Genomic DNA, 17,312 nt, shown 5'->3' on the forward strand with positions numbered 1-17,312 from the left:
CGATTTCGGGCGTTAGCTTTCCGGTATGGATGATGCTTTCGCCCCGTTGCTCGCTAAAGTTGCCGCGCAGGACCGCGCCGCCTTTCGTGAACTTTACAAGACAGCTTCCTCGAAACTCTTTGGCGTCCTGATGCGTATGCTTGGTAATCGTACCGAGTGTGAGGATGCCTTGCAGGAAGTGTTTACCCGAATCTGGCTGCGTGCCGAACGCTATGATCCGTCCAAAGGCTCGGCCATTGGCTGGATGATTGCGATCACCCGCAACCATGCCATTGATCGTCTGCGGGCCCGCCCCGTGGAAAGCGCCGACGAAGATGCGGTGCTGATGATGGCGGACCAGAAACCGGGGGCCGAAGCGGGCCTTATGGCAAAAGGCGAGGCACAGAGGATCGTGGATTGCATGAGCCAGCTAGAGGGTGACAAAGCCCGCGCTGTGCAGGGGGCCTATCTGAACGGGCTGTCCTATCAGCAACTGGCCGATCGCTTTTCCGTGCCTCTGAACACCATGCGCACTTGGCTACGACGCAGTTTGTTGGCGTTGCGGGAGTGTATGGAGAAATGAGCGGAACTGGCGCGGAAATGGACGACGATCACATCCTGGCCGGGGAATATGTGCTGGGTGTGTTGGATCTGTCGGAACGGCTTTCGGTGCAGGGTCGCATCAAGGGCGATCAGGCCTTTGCCCGTCTGGTCGAAATCTGGGAAATTCACTTCGCAGGCCTGAACGGGGCCTATGTCGAGGTGAAAGCCCCGAACCTTCTGCCCAAGATCGAGGCGCGGCTGTTCCCGCAGGAACGCAAATCGCGCAGATGGTTCGGCTGGATGGCCGGTGGGCTGGTGGCGGCAGGGCTGTTGGGTGCGGTTCTGTTGACCCTGCCTTCGCCGCAACCCGCAACGCCCGTAGCCACCTTGGCTGCCGAGGCGCAGGCCCTGCAATTCGCGGCGGCCTATGATGGGCAGAATCTGACACTGACGCGGACAGCGGGCGAGGCCCCGGCTGCGGGGCAGGACTATGAACTCTGGTTGATCGTCGGCAGCGATGCGCCCGTTTCGCTGGGTCTAGCAAGCGCTGTGGAAACCACCCGAGCCCTGCCGGGCTTGCCTGCGGGCGCGGTTCTGGCGGTGTCGCTGGAACCGACGGGTGGCTCGACCACCGGCGCGCCCACGGGGCCGGTTCTTGTGACGGGTGCCGTCAGCCTGTAATCACCGCAAAACACCTTAAAAAGACGCGCAACGGCGCGTCTTTTTTCATTTCAGCGCAAAGACTTGCATCACGAAAGCGTGAAAGTTCACACCTGCTGAAACTTCTGCCCGAATGCCCCCGTTCTTCTGGGTATGAGGCCGGGAAAATCCCAGCCCGCAACACCGGAGAGACCAGATGAACGACACACTTCGCCTGTTTGGGATGACCACCGCATTGACGCTGTTTGCAGGGCTGGCCCTGGCAGAAAACCCGATGGTGGGTGGCGCGGCCATGTATGAAGACAAGAACATCGTCGAAAACGCCGTCAACTCGGCGGATCACACGACGCTGGTGGCTGCGGTGACCGCCGCTGGTCTGGTCGAAACGCTGCAAGGCGAAGGCCCGTTCACCGTCTTTGCGCCCACCAACGACGCCTTTGCCAAACTGCCGGCAGGCACGGTGGAAAACCTGTTGAAACCGGAAAACAAAGACCAACTGGTCAAGATCCTGACCTGCCATGTGGTTGCCGCGAACGCGATGTCGGATGCGATCATGAAGATGGTGGATGACGACAAAGGCGCACATCCGGTGAAAACCGTGGGCGGCTGTGAATTCACCGCGATGTACGAAGGCGACAAGATCATGATCAAGGACGGCATGGGCAATGTCGCCAATGTCACCATCGCCGATGTGAAACAGTCGAACGGTGTCATCCATGTCATCGACGGGGTTCTGCTGCCCGCGATGTAAATCCTTTGGAACACTGCACCTGTATGGGCCGGCATTTGTGTGCGTACCGCCGGTTGGGTGAGGGTGCATGAGGGGGCTGGCTCCCGTCCCCAGCGGAAAGCCCCCGAAGGGTCGTCGCGCAAGCGGCGGCCCTTTTCTTTTGCATGGTGTGGCGCCGTGCGTGTAGGCTTTGATCATTGTTTTCATTTTCCAAGGATCATTCTGATGAAAAGAAAAATTCTGGCCGCAGCCCTGACGCTGGCCATGGTCGGCGGGGTCATGGCGCAGGAAGCCGGGCGTTCGATCATCGTGCTGGACGCCTCGGGTTCGATGTGGGGACAGATCGAGGGGCGTGCAAAGTTAGAAATCGCGCGCGAGGCTTTGGGCGAGGTGCTGCAAAGCCTGCCGCCCGACACTGAACTGGGTTTGATGGCCTATGGCCACCGGACCAAGGGCGAATGCACCGACATCGAATTGATCGTCCCGCCCGCCGCGGGAACAGGTCCCGCCATTGCCGAGGCCGCGGGAAAACTGCAATTTCTGGGCAAGACACCGCTTTCCAATGCTGTGCGCATGGCCGCAGGCGATCTGAAATCCACCGAAGAAAAGGCGACCGTGATCCTGATCACCGATGGGATCGAAACCTGCAATGCCGACCCCTGCGCGCTTGGGGCCGAGTTGGAAGCCTCCGGTGTGGATTTCACCGCGCATGTGGTGGGCTTTGGCCTGACGGCGGACGAGGGCAAGCAGGTCGCCTGCTTGGCCGAGAACACGGGGGGCCAATATATCGAGGCCAAGGATGCCGGTTCGCTGAAAGACGCGCTGACCACCGTGGTCAAAGCTGAACCCACGCCCGCGCCGCAGCCGGAACCGGAACCGGCCCCTGAACCCGTTCAAGCCCTAGAGTACAATCTGATCCCGCAGCTTTATCTGGCCGAGGGTGGGCCCGAGGTGTTGGATCAAGGGCAGGCGTGGGAGGTTTACACCATCGCCGCCAACGGGGATCTGGGCGACTATATCAGCACCGAATACAACCAATATCGCGCGCTCTTGCCCGCCGGAAAGTATCGCATCAGGGCCAAACTGGGCGAAGCCACGTTGGAACAGGATATCACGGTCACGGACGATGCCTTGCTACAACCGCAGTTCATCCTAAACGCCGGAACGCTGATCCTTCACCCCAAAATCGCTGCTGATGCCGAAGTCGATGCCTCGGCCAGCCTGAACCTGACGAATGCGGCGGGCCTTGACTGGACCAACTATGGCAACACGACTGTCGTTGTTCCTGCGATGGAAACCTTGATCACGCTGAACATCGGTCAGGCGACGGTGACGGAAACCGTCACTTTGAAGCCGGGCGAGACATTGGAGAAAGATGTCGTCGTGGGGGCTGGTCTGGCCGTTGTTAATGCCTTTTATGTCGATGGGCTGATCATGGACACGACGCAGCATTCCGTCGAAATCCTGAACGCCAAGCAGGCCCTCGACGGCAGCCGGAACAGTCTGACCACCAGCTATGGCCCGGCACAGGAATTTACGCTGCCCCCCGGCGACTATGTCGCGCGGGTTGGTCAAGATATCGCCTTGGGCGAGACACCCTTTACCGTTAAAACCGGCGAAAGGGTGGATGTGCAAGTCGTGCTGAATGCAGGCGTTCTGGCGGTTACGGCACCCGGCGCAAACTCGATTGAGGTTCTGGATGCCAAAGCCGACATCAATGGCAATCGGACGACCCGCAGCTTCAATTACACTGACAATCTGACCCTGACGGCACCGGGCGGCGACTATGTCGTGCTTGTCATGCGAGGCGAGGTAGCAAGCGAAGCCACCGCCACAGTCAAGCCGGGCGAACGCACCGAAGTCGCCGTTCCCTGACCCAAACCGCTTGACGCGGCGACGCGCCTGATCTAGGTCAGGCGCGTCGCGGGTGTAGCTCAATGGTAGAGCAGAAGCTTCCCAAGCTTACGACGAGGGTTCGATTCCCTTCACCCGCTCCAACAATCCACACAATCATTTGATTTATTGCGGATTTTTGATTGTATATCATCGCCGCTAGCCAACACGCTATCCAACTCCGTTGATACAAGAAAATCTTGATTGCAACAGGTTTTCTGGCCAGATCGACACCGTTGGACCGAATGAAAGGTGTGGCCGCATGGCAAGAATCATAATCGCTGGCATACTTTCTGCCGCAGTCAACATTGCCTGCCTTCCCGCTTGGGCCGAAGGCGAGCCGGACAAAGACGAGCGCTACAACGCTGAAACCATGCTGCGGCTTTGCCAAGGCAAGATGAAGGAAGACCCTGACCTCCAGTCCATGGTCTGCACATTTCGATTGCAGGGACTGATGACAGTGATGATTGAGAACTGTATGTCCCGCGCGGACGGATACGATCCGGCGTTGATCTTGACGGCATCCCCCGCGCCGTCACGCGGCGCTCTCAAACAGGCGTTTGTCAACTACGTGGAAGACCATCCTGCCGAATGGGGCGACCCTTGGCATATTGTGGCTGCCAAGGCCGCATCCTCTGCCTTTCCATGCGAAGTTGAGGGGCAGTAGTGCCTTTTCCCGCATACGGAAGCGTCTTCGCCACCTACCAGCTGCAATCGGGCGAACGACATTGACCGGGCGTCGGAACCTGCATTAGCGATTGGTTGTTGGTCCAAAGGGAATCGTCCCCGGTTGGCAGAGGAATTTCAATGCAGAATGATCTGAGCGGATTGTCGCTTCGCGCCCTACAGAACTTGGAACAGAGCGTCGCAAAGGCCATTCAGGACTATGAGGGCCGCAGGAAAGAGAAGGCCTTGCGCGCCCTTATGGACACCGCCGCAAAGCATGGCTTCACACTGGCGGACATTTTCGGGGCCGTCGCTGTCAGTCGATTGCAGGGGACTCGGACCAGACGCCCTGCGCGGCCCAAGTTTCGCAATCCCGAAGACCCTGACCAGACGTGGAGTGGCCGAGGCATGAAACCTCGATGGGTCGTGCGCCAATTGAATGCCGGAAAATCTTTGGACGATTTGAGCATCTAACCCGGGAACCAAGTGACCTGATGCGGGTTCACCTTGTTCTACCGTCTCTACCCTTGAGCACCTACGCCAGTCCCATGCGGGCTGGCGTTTTTCGCTACATGGAAAAAGTTCGTCAAACGAAAGATAGTGATCAAATTCATGCCATTTTCGTTCGCTATCTTTCGCAGACTCATCGGGAGGTTTCTTCATGGGTTTGCAATACAACAAAGATTGGATTGTGCCCGTCCTGAAAGACCTTGAAGCATTTCTGTCGGAGAATGGCCTGACGGAAGGGTCCAGGGCGATCACAGAAGCGATGACCATCGTTAAGCGCGACATCAGGCGCAGCGGTTCTGCTGGAAGCGGGTCGGTAGAATGCCGGAAGCCGGAGATCAGGCCCGGCGGTCGAGCGCCCTATCTAACGCTGGTTTCGTCACAGCCTGACTGAACCAAACCAAAGCACATCCAGATACTGCACAGCGGCATATGCAGGCCGCGTCGCTGCCGATTGGTGGGCTGCTGGCCTTCCTAATTGCTGATTGTTGGGTCTATTGGATTGACTGGCTTTCGACGCGAAATCTTGTCCCGCCGCCCCGCTCACTCCGATCTGACCAAATGCAACAGACAAGCGGCCTGACGGCGATAGCCGATCAGGCGAGCCAGATCGGCGGCCTCGGCTCGGCCCTCGGCAGACGGCGCGGCTAGGGCCGCTGCATGCGCGCCTGTCGCGATGAAGGCCCGTAGAGCCGTCTCAACAGACCGGCACGCATCGTCCTGCGCGTGGACAAGGCCCGCCCTGATCTCTTGCAGATCGCGAGCCGCTGCCTTTCTCGCCCGCCACGCGGTTGCAATGGCCCGGTCGGCCAGCAGCAGCGCCAGAACCGTCGCCTTCAACGCCTTGCGGCAATCATGATCCAGCAAGACGAGCAATGCGTCACGATCCCATCCGGTTGCCGGTGGGAGGGTGCGGGGCAGATAGTCCAGAACTTCCATGCCATCGCGCCAGAGACGCCCGTTGGCTGTCAGTAGAAGCCCCTGTCCTACTTGCCCGGCCAGCCGATCCAGAAACATGCCACGAGCCAGATCGCCCAGATGGTTCCGCATCACTTCGGTCTCGGCGGCCAGCAGCCGCCAGATCACAGACCGCAGATCACGTCCTGGCCGCCTTATGGCTTCGGGCAGGGCCACGACAAGAGCACGGGCCTCAGGCCAAGGCAGGCCTTCAAACAGGCCGTCTAGCACTGTGACAATCTGCGGGGGCACACCGAACCTCGTCCAAAAGGTTTGGCCGGGGATGTTCAGCACCTTGGCAACCGGCTGACCACCTTTGCCCAGCCCGACCTTTTCTAGGTCAATCTTTTCGAGTGTTTCCCGCAATCCGGGCAAATCGCATGTTCGCATTTCAACACCTCGACCCCCACCGAAACACGGGGCGGCCAAGTTGAGAACTTTTGCAGAACATCGGTGAGTCGGCAATCCCGCCAATTGGACGCCTGGCAGGATCGCGCTAGGCTTCCCGGTACGAGAGGCCGGCAACAGGCGGGAGGGCGGCATGTGCGGGCGGTATAATCTGGCGGGCCTGTCTTGGCGGGAGTTGTGGCAACTGTTGTCCGAAGGCACGCCCCCGGCAGGCTGGGGCGAAGGCCGCGACGTGCAGGCGATCCCGCAATCTTACAATGTCGCGCCCACGCAGAACGTTCCCCTTGTCCGGCTGCTCAAGAACGAAGGCGGCCAAATCACCCCGGCCATGGCGCGGTGGGGGCTGATCCCGGCGTGGTTCAAGAAATCCGTCAAGGAATGGAAGGCCTCCACGATCAATGCCCGGATCGAGGGCGTGGCCGACGCCCCCTCCTATCGGGACGCCTATCAAAGGGGCCGCTGCATTGTTCCGATGGCCGGATACTACGAATGGTCCACCCGCACCAAGACCAAGCAGGCGCACTATATCCAGCACGGCGGCAACGAACCTGCCCTGCTGGTCCTGGGCCTGTGGACCGAGGTGAAGCTGCCCGACTTCGAGGGCCTGACCTGCGCTATCCTGACTGAGGAAGCCCAAGGTCAGATCGCGGCCATCCACGACCGCCAGCCGGTCATCGTGGATCGCGAAGGCGCGCGGATGTGGCTCGCAGGGGTGCCGGTCGAAGACATTCCCCGCCTGCCGGTATCGACGCTAACCATGCACAAAGTTGGACCGGCAGTCGGGTCGTGGAAGGCGGCGGGGCCGGGGCTGATTGATCCGGTCGAGGATGGGGCACACGACAATTCAGAATAGAGGGCGTTTTCATGCCACCGATGCCATATCGGTCGGAAACGTGCCAACTAGATACGCCGCTCCCTCACTATGGCGCAAATACCCCATGTCACTTGCGAGCAGCATCTGTCCGCTTCAATCCGACCGGTCCAACTCAATGTAGCCAGATTGCCGCTCAACCGCCCAACTACTCGCACCCAATTCCATCGCCGTCCCTGTCCAAGTCGTAGATGTCGGAGCCGATCACAGACACAGGTCCCTCCACATAGGCTGGGCCATTTCCGCTGCCGCCTGCACAATCCACATCGCGGGCTACAGGAACACAGGGGCTATAATTAGGATCGCAACCTTGCGCATGGACAGAGGTAGCCGACACCAACACAAACGACCAGATCGCCATAAAACAAAACGCGTTGCACTTTCGTAGTTTGCTCACCCGTCTTAACCGCGCGCCCTTAGCATCCTTGAAAGAGAAGCTGTCCATTTGAATTCCCCTGAAAGTAAGACTAAGCGAGTTTCAATAGCATTTGCGCCCACAAAGTGACCTCGTTAGGCCCTTTCTGGGTCATTTCACTTATCGCCTGTGCAGCAATCATAGCGCTTCATCTGGGCCAAAAACTTCCGCCACATCGCGTGGCGTCCGCTGATTGGACTTTGCTGGGCCATGGGCAGAGCGCGGCAACTCGCCATAGCTCCGCCAATCGACGGTCTGAACCGACTGCCATAGCCTTTCGAGTTCTGCGGATCGACTTTGCACGTTGGCTTGTTGCGCAGGTTCCAGCGGCGAAAACCGTCGGCGGATGATATCCTCACGAAACTGCTCAGCCAAATGGCCATAGGTCTTGCTGACCGTATCGCTGCCACTATGGCCGAACTGTCGGGCCACGACCTCAAGAGGAACGCCATGCCTAATCAGGTCGCTGGCATAAGTATGCCGCAGGCCGTGGAACACGAAGGACTTGGGCAATCCGGCCTCCGCCACCGCCCGACGGAACAGGTTGCCGTGCTGTCGAGCCCAAGGCTTGCCCTTGTCAGAACGGAGCACGAGGTCGCCCGGCATCTTGCCCTCGCAACAATCAAGGAAGAAGGCCATTCCCTCGTCCGGCAGAAACACGAAATGCGACGGACTGCGCTTATAGGGGGCTATCCAGAGACCATAGACCTGATGGGCGACGTCCTGCACCCGCAATTTGGCCAGTTCACCGACACGGCATCCCGAATAGAGGGCGGCGAGGACCAGCAATTTCAGGGCAGGCGTGCAATGGTCCAACAGGCGTCGGCATTCCTCACGGTTCAGGAAAGTCAATCGGGGGGAATGATTGACGGCCACTCGTTTCAAGCTACGCCATGGCCGTTCCGTCGGGATGTGACCACCTTCCCAGGCCATCTGAAAGGCAACCCGCAGGATCGAAACCACCGAATTGAATGTGCGTTTCCGGCGGCGCAATTCATCCGGCGAAAGCTGGTCCAGTGTGGTCGGCGGTCTCTCGGCCTGAAACCCGTATTTCGGAGGTCGTTCGATAATCCTGGTGGCGATGGACCGCATGTGCCGGGAGCCGAAATCTTCCAGCGGAACGAACAACAGGTCACTGGCAATGTGACGGTTGATCAGGACGATGTTGTTGTAGTGGCCGCCAGATGAACGCGCCAATTTGGACCAGGCTGCATAGTCGCTCAACGCGTGGCCTACGGTATAAACGGGGCCCAGCGGACAGAAGCTGACGGACTGGGTACGTCCCCTCGGCGCGGCTTCGTCAACCTTGTCTTCGGCCTCCAGCGCGTCGAACCAATCGAAGGCCAATGCCATCGCCCGCTGAACGGGCAAAATACCTTTCCCCAGTTCCAGCGCGGGGCCGAGGCAGCGCTGAATGTAGCGCTTGTCCTTGGTCATCACCCGGGCGGTCCAATTGCAGACCCGTCCATCTGGCCGGTGAATACCGATGTGGCGGGAAACCCGGATGGGATGCCAATAAGGGCTGTCACGATAAGGCATCCGCGAGATCGCATCGGCATCAGCCCAAAGACCCAAACGGCTCATTTCCGCGACCGCGTCCTGCACCCGGTTCGGATTCGCCTGCTCTGCTGTCAACTTGGAAGCACCGGTTTGTTCAAACTCCCTGCCGACGGCGGGACCGGCTGACATAGCGCTTGGCGTGCCAGATCGGTGAGGCCGAAGCGTTCGACATACTGGAACAAAGCGCGTTCGATCAGGCGGTGGTAGGCGTCGGTCGTCATTTGCGAGGATGGATATTCCAAGGTTTGCATCACTGGCCCCACGTTGCTTGCAGCCCTGAATAGCATCGAACCGTTAATGATCGGTTAACCGCCCGTCAAACGTCGCAGCTAGCAACCCTTAGGTTGATGGTGACAGAATCAATTTGCTGTGCAAACCTAACAGCCAAGACCAAACCATGAGGCACATGTGACGTCAGAAATTTGCCTAATGAACCGACTTTCAGTGGTTCTGGCAGCCGATAGCGCTGCTACCGTCCAGTACTGGAACAACCAATCCCAAAAATATGAAGAGCGATACTTCAAAGGTGCAAACAAGATTTTTCAGCTTTCAGAAACGCATCCTGTTGGAGTCATGGTTTATGACGCCGCAGATTTATTAGGTGTTCCTTGGGAGCTTGTAATAAAAGAGTTTCGTCGCTTTTTGTCTGAAAGGTCATTTCCATCGGTCCAAGGTTACGTTGCGGAACTCGTGGGTTTCATCAATGAGAACATGAAATTGTTTCCCAACACCGTGCGGGAAGATGAATTTTTTCGCAACATTAATCAGGCAATTTACCAGTCAATGTTTGAGCTGAAAATGGCTATTGAAGATCAAACAATTGTCGCAAAGCCAAATTTTGTAGATATTGCAACTAACTTGTCCGATAGTGATCACGCTGCTGATGCCAGAATTGAAGGGCTTTTGAAGCATTCTGATCGAATTGAAAAAACAATATCCGAGATTGCACAAGAGTTGGAGTTGGACGTAGAAAAACCTTTTGATTCAGTGCTGAGATCAATTATCGCTAAAGCTTTGGACAACATCAAGCGCGATTCACCGCAAACGGGGATAGTTCTCGCTGGGTTTGGAGATCACTCAGTGTTTCCAGAATTGGTGAAATTGTCAGCATGTAGATTTTGGGCAGATGAATTCATAGTTGGCAGTGTCGAAACTGAAGCAACAGGTTATGATCAGCCTGCTTATATATCTGGATTTGCGCAGACTTCTATGACCGACACCTTCCATTTAGGCATCAGCGACGACATTTGGATGGCCATGGCAAGAGGAGTCGGGGAAGCCATGCGAAATCTGGCAATCGAAATACAACAGACATTGGGGCAGACGCTAACCGACCCTGACCTCGGCGCAATATTGGGGCGCGCCAGTGAAAGCATTCGAGCATCGGTACTGGGACATGCAAGAGATAATCATGCAGTTCCGTTGAGGAGGGTCGTTGGCGCACTACCGGTGGATGAAATGGGTCACCTTGCTGAGACCTTGATCAATCTTCAATCTCTCAAGGAAAAGGTAACGCGGCCTTCTGAAAGCGTTGGCGGTCCGGTCGATGTCGCGGCCATCACGAAATCGGAAGGACTGGTGTGGCTCAAGAGAAAGCACTACTTCAGTGCTGACATAAATGCGCGATTCTTCGAGCGTCGCCACAAAACTTGACGGAGGATGGAATGGACATCACGAACAGGAAAGTTGTCGTGGAACCGGCGCAGCGGTCAGATTCGTCGACGGCCCATGGCGTCAACATAACAGAAAATGCCGCCAAGGAGTATCGAGAGGCTATTCGAGCGTTGAACCGCCTCACGGATCGCCAGTCAAGTGTCGATAGCACGATCTGGCGAAATCGCTAGCGGACGTTATTGTCCAGGGGAAGGCATGACTAGTTCGCGTGCGAGGCCTTGGCTTATCAGGGACAGGCCCCGGTCGCGTAACGCATAGGCCGCTGATCGGCCTATGCTTCGCGCCTCACAGGCACGGTCGAACGGACGGCGATAGGCCTTGCAGGTCGCCCACAGGCCTAGCATCTGGGCCGATCCGGAATGGCCATGCGCAACCAGATAGGTTGCGGGCCATTCCAGCGCCGAAAGGTGCCGGGTGATCTGAGCAGCGGATGGCGGAATAGTCAGGCGACAGGCCTCAAGGTCGTCGTCATCAGGACGTTCCGGCAGCCCCCAGCCCGACTCAAAATGAGCGTCAAAGTCGGCCATGAACGGCAAGACGACAAAGCTGAAACCTGCTGGGGCCGTTCTACCTGCAGCATGTCGCGCCCATGCCAGAGCCGCGACGAATTGTGCTGCAACGACCTTAGGCGTCCAGCATTCATCTTGATGAGCGGGTTCTGCCATTTCAGCAGAGGCCTGGCGCATCGCTTCTGCCGCCCAGGCGACAAGCTGGCGATTGGTGGCGCGGGTCATGCGAGGTGAAGGCGATGAAGCTTGGTCAAATGGCATGACGGTCCCCATGGATGCGCAGATGTCCATCATAGCGACCGGCGATGAGAATGGGAACAGTTGATGAACATTGACCGCACGCTGCGTGGCCGGGCCACCAGGCACCCCTTCACCGCCGCCGCCTTGAAGGGGCGGAAAACGCCTAGAAGCGCTGTGAGGGGCGTTCCTGAGTAGCTGCGGCGGTTTCGGCCAATCCGGCGGCCAGCGTCGCGCCCTCTGCCTCGATCCGGCGCGCAAGGACGGCGGCGCGATCAGCGCCAGCCGGATCATGTGCTGCCAGGGTTTCGGCCAGTTCCTTCAAGACGGTGACCATGTGCCCGGCCAGCGTTTCAACGGCGACCTCGCCGACCAAGGCCGGGATATACATAGCAGCTTGACGCCGGGCGGCGGTCTGGGCCTGACGCAATACCCGCCACTTCGGGGCGCGCGCGGCTTTCAGTTCGGCCTGTGCTGCGAGGCGGGCGGCCCGGAAGGCCGCCGCCAAGGTCAGGACGGACAGACCGGAGAACGTGCGCGGGGGCACCGACAGCAGTTGGCCCGCCAACTTTGCAGGGATCGGGGCCGCGAGAAGGCGAAGGGCGATTTCGTCGGTCACGTTTTGGCATCCAGGACGGCATTGGACAACGCGTTCCGACGGAAACCCCGCGCCAGCCGCAGCGCCCAACGTTCTTGGGCAAGCGATTGCTGATGAACCCGCAAATCCCGTGCGACGGGCTTGCCGCGTGGTTTAGGACGCGGTTCGAGACCGGCTTGGAAAAGGCGCATCAGGTTATCCAGGGCCGCGTCGATCTGCATCTGCCGGACGGTTCCAGGCGGCTGTTCCCGGACCGGCGGAACCTGGTAAGGAGCGTCGTTTAGGGCCTTGGCCCGCTGGGCGTCCAAGAGGCCGCGCAGGGCAGCCAAAAGCATCGTCCGGCCCCGCGCAGGGCGGGGCACGACGCCCGCCCGCTGCGCGACCTGAAAGGTCTGCCGGTCGAGGCCAAGGGCGGCGGCAAGTGTCCCTGTGTGAATGACGGGATCATCCATTGGAACGGTTCACGGGCTGGCCATTCACGTACATCAAATGGTCGGCGGAAAAGGGCTGGCCGACAAGCTGATCGGGAAGGGCGAAAGGGCCGTGATCAGCTTGTTGAAAAATGGTCGCCGCAGCACCGATCTGCGCGTTCGCGGCAGCAACTGCCTTTCTCCAGCCTGCATCAATTCGTTCAGACGCGCTCATCCGAGGCGTGTAGTCACTGCCAAATTCCGCTTCGCCCTTGGCGCGTTCTTCGATGGTCATGCGGCGGGGCTGGGAGGTTGTGACGGGGAGGGTCGCAAGCAAGGGCGCGATTTGTTCGCCCGTCAAGCCAGAATCACCCTCAAGGACCAGCGCCGCGACCGCGTCAAACCGACTGGTGGCTTCCGGGCGGCTGAACGCCCCCGCGATCCGGCGGCGCTCGGCCTGGGCAGCGATGGAACCGAACCCTGCGTGATCCGGCACCGCGACCGCCTCAGGCTCTGCTTCGCCATCGGGCACGGTGGAAGACAGAATGCCTGCCAGCATCGTCACGCCGACGGGCGCAAGCAGCGCCGCGCGAAGAGCTTGACGGCCACGGCCAAGATTTTGGCCAGCCCGAACGACTGCTGAAATCCTGGCCCGTTCCTTATCGGCTTCGGCTTTCTGAAACGCGGCTTCTGCATCGGCCAATTCTGCGGCCTCAACTTGGGCAACGGCTGCCCGCCGGGCCACCGCGCGATCTTCGCCGATCGCGCTTGAAGCGGCCATAACCCGATCCACATGGGCGGCCCGCCGGGCGATGGCGGCGGGGGTTTGGTCAAGGGCGATTTTGGCGGTCATCGGGGTGTCCTTTTTCTGGGGTCGGTTTGACTGGCGATTTGCCGATTTGTTCAAGTTTTCTGCGATCTGGCAGGCGAAACTTAGTAAATCAAACCGGAGTTTTAGAATTCTGAAAAACGTTCAAAAGGCGGGCCAACCTGTTGCCGCCCAAAGCTGCGGCCAGAAAGGTACCTAAGGGGGGAGGGGTGTCTGTTGCCCCCGCCGCTGACCGCGCGGCGGGGGCACTGGCTCGACCAGCCGCAGGGGCAGTTGGGAGCCAAGGGGGCATCGCACCGAACGCGATGGATTGCAGGCCACAGGGAGGTCCGAAGACGGCCTTGCCCCCATTCCACTATCCCCCGGCCAGACGGGCAAGGGCGGCGTCCGTCGCCAGCCAGAGGCCAGGGTTGCCGTCGACACGACGTTCGACAGGAATGCCTGCGCTTTCAAGGCCACGCACGGCCACTTCCTCCTCGGCGCCCAGCCGGAGCAAATCGGCGCGCGCCGCATCCAATGCCGCCTGCCGATCCGCAGTCGACAGGCCGGGGCGTGCCGAAAGAGTGTCGGCAATTTGCTCGGCGAAGACGCGACGCATGCCGTCACGGTTCGCTGCGACCAGCGCGCCAAGCAGGACAATGCAGGCGCGAGTCGTGTCGACCACGACGCCGCCCTCGACCTGGCGGTGGTGGAACGGCAGCTCAACGCCATGGACCGCGTTTGCCCGCGAGGTGAAGCGCGAGCCTGGGTGCAACGAGTCGACACTTTCCGTGCTGATTTTGTCCAGCCAGCCATCCAGCATGGCAAGTGCTTCGGCTTCCGAAAGCGGGCTGGCCTCGATCCGGGCAATTTCGGCGATCCGCGATGCAATTTCTTCGCGGAGCCCGTCAAGAAAGCTGAGACCTGCAACCATCGCGCTTTTCTGTTTCGCAAAAATCGACAGCGGATTTCTCATTGCTGACCTCCTGCGCTGGCCGTTGTCGCCATTCCAAGGGGAAAACCGGGGTGGCGGGTGATGGCATTGACGTGATCTTGCAATTCAGTCGGTACGGTCAGACCGATTTCGACTGCGTGTTGCATCGCGCGCTGGAACGTCATGGCCGCCGCGCCAGACACTCCGCTCAAATCGTCGATCTCCTCACCCAGGGCGGAGATTTGGCGCTTGAGATCGTCGGCCTCTTCTTCCAGCTTTTGGCCGCGTTCGAGGTGACCGGCGCGCCCGCGCGGATCAGACAAATCTGCGTTCGACCGTGCTAAGTTGGCGGCACGCCGGATTTCCTGCTGGCGTTCGCGCAGATCGGCAAGACGGTCGTTTGCCGATCTGGTCAGGGCTTTGGTATCGCGTGCCCGGCGGGCCAGCAGAAGCAGGCGGGCGGGGTCAAGGTCGGTTTTGGCAATCTCGGTCATGTGGGCCTCGTGTCGCTTTCGAGGAACATGGCATGGCGCGCGTCGAAAAAGGCGGGGGTGTCAAATTCTACGTTGGCTGGGAGACGCCCACGCCGCGATCAACCTTTGCCAGAAAGTATTTGTGCGAGACGATCCGTCTGCGGCACTACGGTTGCCAGACCGTTGGGCCGATCAGGGGTTTTGCGCATCTGGGCCAGCAGCCAAAACGACGCTGCAGGTTCGCCCTGTGGTCGGGTTTCACGGACGTGCACGCCGAGATATCTCTGAAAGGCAGAACTGATTTCTCGCGCAGCTTGTCGGTCTGGCAGGCCGGAGAAGTGCTGTAGCGCGCCAATCCGGCGCAGCAGGCCGTCACGTTCACGCAGCTTCACGCCGATGCCTGCCGTCTGGCCTTGGTCCGGCGACAGGCCAAGCGTCTTTTCCAAAGGCACCGCATGTTGCACGAATTCTTCCAACGCCCGTGCATACAGGCGACCAGCCGCCCGGACCTCTGGCACCGGACAGAGCGATGCCCAATCCGCAATTGCCGCCAGGTAGGATGCCCGATCAGCCGCCCCGAGACCGCGCAAAACGACACGCGGATCGTCCTGGGCCGCCAAGCCGTCAGCGACGCGACCGGCAAACAGCAGGTTGTTGCGCCATAGATTTTCAGGGTCCAGCGTCAGATTGCGTCCATCAGCTAGGTCGCGCACCTTGGCCTGCATTGCGACCATCGGATCAGGGGCCGCGCCCCGCGCAGGGCCATCGTCGTCGTTCCATGTCATTGGCCACCCCCCGCCCGACGGAACGGCACGACAGCGGCAGGCGGTCGCGCATGGCCTGGGCGTTCGGCCACGGGCACCGGGCCGAGGGAAGCGGTGCCGCGAATGGCGATCAGTTCGGCGCGCACGGCGTCCGAAAGTTCCTTCAGAACAGCATCTCGTGCGGCGGTCGAAAGCCCCTTCCGGTCGAGAACCCTGGCAGCAGCAGCCCGCCACAGCGTCCACATCGCCGTCGCGGCGTCACGGTCGCCCCTGTCAAGCACAGGGGCCAGCCGATATGCGATGTTTTTGGGATCAGCGTTCGACATTCTGCGCCGAAGGCCGGGTGCAGCGACGATTTTAGCCATGGCGCGTGTCCCCTTCTTGAATTTCATCGTTCAGAAACTGGTCGATCACGCGTGCCGCAGCCTTTGGTCCGCCACATGACGCCTCGATCAAAGGCAAAAAGGAACGCACATGGTGCCCGGCGACGATGCCAAGGCGACCCGGGAGGACATCAACGGCAAGGCTTTTGATTTCCTGCCTGAACCTCACCGCCGCCCGTTCATCGCCTTCCGTCAATGCAGCGACGCCAATGGAAATATGGCTATGCAGGTCGATGTCCATTTCGCCATGGAGGTCCGCCAGCATTTCGCCAACGGCTTGAACGGCGGCATCCCAATCCCTCGCGGCTGCGGCGTCTTCGGCGGCCAGATCGGCCAGATCAACGAAACCCGGTGTCATCCAATCTAGGTCTTCGTCGTCGCCATCGGCCACAAGGCCCCGTTCGTTTTCAGACGCGACTTCAGTAAGAAAAAGAACAGACACGGAAGTGCCCTGAGGCCCCTCAAGGGCCTCAGGGGCACCTTTCTGAACAACTGTGTTGTTCTGAAAAACCTCTGCAACTTCTTCAACCAGAACCACATCATTCTGGGAACCGGCGGGCGCGCGCCCGAAGGCGCGCCCGCCTTCCTGAGTGTTCTGTGTGTTATACTTAGTGTTTGTTCCGCAAATTTGCGGAGGGGTCCCACCGCAGTTTTGCGGATGGTTTTGCCGCAAATCTGCGGAGGGTTCATCATCGGCAGCGTTCCGCAAGTTTGCGGCTACCTGCCTGCGGCCTCCTGCCTTCGTCTTGGATTGCACAATGTTCTCATAGGAGAAACCACGAAAACCGCCCAACTGGGTTTGTGGCTTAAGAATCCAGCGCACCACATGAACACCGCTCGGACCTTCACCCCAATTGATTTGGAAATGACCAGCCCGCTCCAGGTCCTTAAGGTCGCGGCCAATGGTGTCAGACGAGACGTCAAACGCTGCCGCCACTTTCTGAACTGCGACTTCCGCGAAACCTTTCTCAAAGTTCACAGAATGCACAAAGGCGTTCGCCGTCCTAAGGGCGGACGGGCGAATGCTTGCGTCCCAATTAATTTGGCGCAGCATCACCGCTTCGCGTTCCCTAAGGAAGGTCGGAACATCGGCCCAGAACGCACTTTTCCTTTCTAACACACTCTTCTTTTTGGACATTTAGGCCACCTCGCCGCCAGCCTTTGCGGCCTCCCATTTTTCGATGTCAGTGAGCCGCCAGCGAACACATCCCGGCGAGAGGTTAAACGGCTGGGGGAAGGTCGGGTCAACTTTCCGCCAACGCCAGATCGTGACGCGGGTCACGCTATAGCGTTCGGCGATTTGCATGTCGGTGAGAAACATCGCGAACCTCTT

Annotated in this window: 20 protein-coding genes and 1 tRNA gene; 9 read left to right on the forward strand and 12 right to left on the reverse strand. The window is 59.4% G+C overall.

Annotated elements, in window-relative coordinates; translation table 11 throughout:
* Positions 1-25 precede the first annotated feature (25 nt).
* The 7 genes from IE095_RS01860 (at position 26) to IE095_RS01890 (ending at position 4,945) form a co-directional block, all read left to right on the forward strand.
* Positions 26-562: a sigma-70 family RNA polymerase sigma factor gene (locus tag IE095_RS01860; RefSeq protein WP_189409804.1), complete on the forward strand. Its 537-nt coding sequence runs from the start codon at positions 26-28 to the stop codon at positions 560-562.
* A gap of 17 nt (positions 563-579) precedes the next feature.
* Complete coding sequence (locus IE095_RS01865) at positions 580-1,203, forward strand: anti-sigma factor (protein WP_189409806.1); 624 nt, start codon at positions 580-582, stop codon at positions 1,201-1,203.
* Between the two features lie 175 nt (positions 1,204-1,378).
* On the forward strand, positions 1,379-1,933 hold the full coding sequence (locus tag IE095_RS01870) for a fasciclin domain-containing protein (RefSeq protein WP_189409808.1): 555 nt from the start codon (positions 1,379-1,381) through the stop codon (positions 1,931-1,933).
* Positions 1,934-2,137: 204 nt separating this feature from the next.
* Positions 2,138-3,787: a vWA domain-containing protein gene (locus tag IE095_RS01875; protein WP_229804400.1), complete on the forward strand. Its 1,650-nt coding sequence runs from the start codon at positions 2,138-2,140 to the stop codon at positions 3,785-3,787.
* A 48-nt stretch (positions 3,788-3,835) separates the two neighbouring features.
* Positions 3,836-3,909: transfer RNA gene (locus IE095_RS01880), tRNA-Gly, on the forward strand.
* A 158-nt stretch (positions 3,910-4,067) separates the two neighbouring features.
* Positions 4,068-4,472: a Rap1a family protein gene (locus IE095_RS01885; RefSeq protein ID WP_189409810.1), complete on the forward strand. Its 405-nt coding sequence runs from the start codon at positions 4,068-4,070 to the stop codon at positions 4,470-4,472.
* 140 nt (positions 4,473-4,612) lie between these two features.
* Positions 4,613-4,945: an H-NS histone family protein gene (locus IE095_RS01890; protein ID WP_189409811.1), complete on the forward strand. Its 333-nt coding sequence runs from the start codon at positions 4,613-4,615 to the stop codon at positions 4,943-4,945.
* Positions 4,946-5,521: 576 nt separating this feature from the next.
* Here the strand turns inward: IE095_RS01890 and IE095_RS01895 are convergent.
* Positions 5,522-6,301, reverse strand: a complete 780-nt coding sequence (locus tag IE095_RS01895; RefSeq protein ID WP_189409813.1) for a hypothetical protein — start codon at positions 6,299-6,301, stop codon at positions 5,522-5,524.
* 175 nt (positions 6,302-6,476) lie between these two features.
* Here IE095_RS01895 and IE095_RS01900 point away from each other — a divergent pair, with 175 nt between their 5' ends.
* A complete protein-coding gene (locus IE095_RS01900) occupies positions 6,477-7,196 on the forward strand; it encodes an SOS response-associated peptidase (protein ID WP_189409815.1) in 720 nt (239 codons plus the stop codon).
* A gap of 571 nt (positions 7,197-7,767) precedes the next feature.
* Here IE095_RS01900 and IE095_RS01905 read toward each other — a convergent pair.
* Positions 7,768-9,318 carry a tyrosine-type recombinase/integrase gene (locus IE095_RS01905; protein WP_189409817.1) on the reverse strand — a complete coding sequence of 517 codons (1,551 nt, stop codon included), beginning with the start codon at positions 9,316-9,318 and terminating at the stop codon, positions 7,768-7,770.
* Positions 9,319-9,618: 300 nt separating this feature from the next.
* On the opposite strand from IE095_RS01905, the gene IE095_RS01910 reads away from it, so the two are divergent.
* On the forward strand, positions 9,619-10,842 hold the full coding sequence (locus tag IE095_RS01910; RefSeq protein WP_189409819.1) for a hypothetical protein: 1,224 nt from the start codon (positions 9,619-9,621) through the stop codon (positions 10,840-10,842).
* 197 nt (positions 10,843-11,039) lie between these two features.
* On the opposite strand, the gene IE095_RS18175 is transcribed toward IE095_RS01910, so the two are convergent.
* The 10 genes from IE095_RS18175 to IE095_RS01960 all read right to left on the reverse strand — a co-directional run bounded on the left by IE095_RS18175 (position 11,040) and on the right by IE095_RS01960 (position 17,300).
* The gene (locus IE095_RS18175; protein ID WP_229804402.1) at positions 11,040-11,597 is read right to left on the reverse strand and encodes a hypothetical protein; all 558 of its coding nucleotides are present in this window, start codon (positions 11,595-11,597) and stop codon (positions 11,040-11,042) included.
* A gap of 178 nt (positions 11,598-11,775) precedes the next feature.
* On the reverse strand, positions 11,776-12,228 hold the full coding sequence (locus tag IE095_RS01920) for a hypothetical protein (protein WP_189409821.1): 453 nt from the start codon (positions 12,226-12,228) through the stop codon (positions 11,776-11,778).
* Positions 12,225-12,659 (reverse strand): hypothetical protein, encoded by a 435-nt coding sequence (locus IE095_RS01925; protein ID WP_189409823.1) that lies wholly within the window; start codon positions 12,657-12,659, stop codon positions 12,225-12,227. Before IE095_RS01925 ends, IE095_RS01920 begins: the two co-directional genes overlap by 4 nt.
* Entirely contained in the window at positions 12,652-13,320 is a 669-nt protein-coding gene (locus IE095_RS01930) for a hypothetical protein (RefSeq protein ID WP_189409825.1), read from the reverse strand. Before IE095_RS01930 ends, IE095_RS01925 begins: the two co-directional genes overlap by 8 nt.
* Positions 13,321-13,801: 481 nt before the next feature.
* Positions 13,802-14,401: a hypothetical protein gene (locus IE095_RS01935; protein WP_189409827.1), complete on the reverse strand. Its 600-nt coding sequence runs from the start codon at positions 14,399-14,401 to the stop codon at positions 13,802-13,804.
* Entirely contained in the window at positions 14,398-14,853 is a 456-nt protein-coding gene (locus IE095_RS01940) for a hypothetical protein (protein ID WP_189409829.1), read from the reverse strand. Before IE095_RS01940 ends, IE095_RS01935 begins: the two co-directional genes overlap by 4 nt.
* Before the next feature lie 98 nt (positions 14,854-14,951).
* Entirely contained in the window at positions 14,952-15,557 is a 606-nt protein-coding gene (locus IE095_RS01945) for a hypothetical protein (protein WP_189409831.1), read from the reverse strand.
* Between the two features lie 56 nt (positions 15,558-15,613).
* The gene (locus tag IE095_RS01950; RefSeq protein ID WP_189409832.1) at positions 15,614-15,922 is read right to left on the reverse strand and encodes a hypothetical protein; all 309 of its coding nucleotides are present in this window, start codon (positions 15,920-15,922) and stop codon (positions 15,614-15,616) included.
* Positions 15,923-15,953: 31 nt separating this feature from the next.
* The gene (locus IE095_RS01955; RefSeq protein ID WP_189409834.1) at positions 15,954-17,117 is read right to left on the reverse strand and encodes a DeoR family transcriptional regulator; all 1,164 of its coding nucleotides are present in this window, start codon (positions 17,115-17,117) and stop codon (positions 15,954-15,956) included.
* Positions 17,118-17,300, reverse strand: a complete 183-nt coding sequence (locus IE095_RS01960) for a helix-turn-helix transcriptional regulator (protein ID WP_189409836.1) — start codon at positions 17,298-17,300, stop codon at positions 17,118-17,120. It abuts the gene before it with no gap.
* Between the last annotated feature and the right edge of the window lie 12 nt (positions 17,301-17,312).

The sequence above is a fragment of the Neogemmobacter tilapiae genome (genome assembly GCF_014652215.1).
GTDB classification, from domain to species: Bacteria; Pseudomonadota; Alphaproteobacteria; order Rhodobacterales; family Rhodobacteraceae; genus Neogemmobacter; species Neogemmobacter tilapiae.

Excerpts from the sequence above, each read along its gene's own strand:
- IE095_RS01860 (WP_189409804.1), top strand. The coding sequence starts at position 26 with ATGGATGATGCTTTCGCCCCGTTGCTCGCTAAAGTTGCCGCGCAGGAC.
- IE095_RS01865 (WP_189409806.1), top strand. The coding sequence starts at position 580 with ATGGACGACGATCACATCCTGGCCGGGGAATATGTGCTGGGTGTGTTG.
- IE095_RS01870 (WP_189409808.1), top strand. The coding sequence starts at position 1,379 with ATGAACGACACACTTCGCCTGTTTGGGATGACCACCGCATTGACGCTG.
- IE095_RS01875 (WP_229804400.1), top strand. The coding sequence starts at position 2,138 with ATGAAAAGAAAAATTCTGGCCGCAGCCCTGACGCTGGCCATGGTCGGC.
- IE095_RS01885 (WP_189409810.1), top strand. The coding sequence starts at position 4,068 with ATGGCAAGAATCATAATCGCTGGCATACTTTCTGCCGCAGTCAACATT.
- IE095_RS01890 (WP_189409811.1), top strand. The coding sequence starts at position 4,613 with ATGCAGAATGATCTGAGCGGATTGTCGCTTCGCGCCCTACAGAACTTG.
- IE095_RS01900 (WP_189409815.1), top strand. The coding sequence starts at position 6,477 with ATGTGCGGGCGGTATAATCTGGCGGGCCTGTCTTGGCGGGAGTTGTGG.
- IE095_RS01905 (WP_189409817.1), bottom strand. The coding sequence starts at position 9,318 with ATGTCAGCCGGTCCCGCCGTCGGCAGGGAGTTTGAACAAACCGGTGCT.
- IE095_RS01910 (WP_189409819.1), top strand. The coding sequence starts at position 9,619 with ATGAACCGACTTTCAGTGGTTCTGGCAGCCGATAGCGCTGCTACCGTC.
- IE095_RS18175 (WP_229804402.1), bottom strand. The coding sequence starts at position 11,597 with ATGACCCGCGCCACCAATCGCCAGCTTGTCGCCTGGGCGGCAGAAGCG.
- IE095_RS01925 (WP_189409823.1), bottom strand. The coding sequence starts at position 12,659 with ATGGATGATCCCGTCATTCACACAGGGACACTTGCCGCCGCCCTTGGC.
- IE095_RS01935 (WP_189409827.1), bottom strand. The coding sequence starts at position 14,401 with ATGAGAAATCCGCTGTCGATTTTTGCGAAACAGAAAAGCGCGATGGTT.
- IE095_RS01940 (WP_189409829.1), bottom strand. The coding sequence starts at position 14,853 with ATGACCGAGATTGCCAAAACCGACCTTGACCCCGCCCGCCTGCTTCTG.
- IE095_RS01945 (WP_189409831.1), bottom strand. The coding sequence starts at position 15,557 with ATGCAGGCCAAGGTGCGCGACCTAGCTGATGGACGCAATCTGACGCTG.
- IE095_RS01950 (WP_189409832.1), bottom strand. The coding sequence starts at position 15,922 with ATGTCGAACGCTGATCCCAAAAACATCGCATATCGGCTGGCCCCTGTG.
- IE095_RS01955 (WP_189409834.1), bottom strand. The coding sequence starts at position 17,117 with ATGTCCAAAAAGAAGAGTGTGTTAGAAAGGAAAAGTGCGTTCTGGGCC.
- IE095_RS01960 (WP_189409836.1), bottom strand. The coding sequence starts at position 17,300 with ATGTTTCTCACCGACATGCAAATCGCCGAACGCTATAGCGTGACCCGC.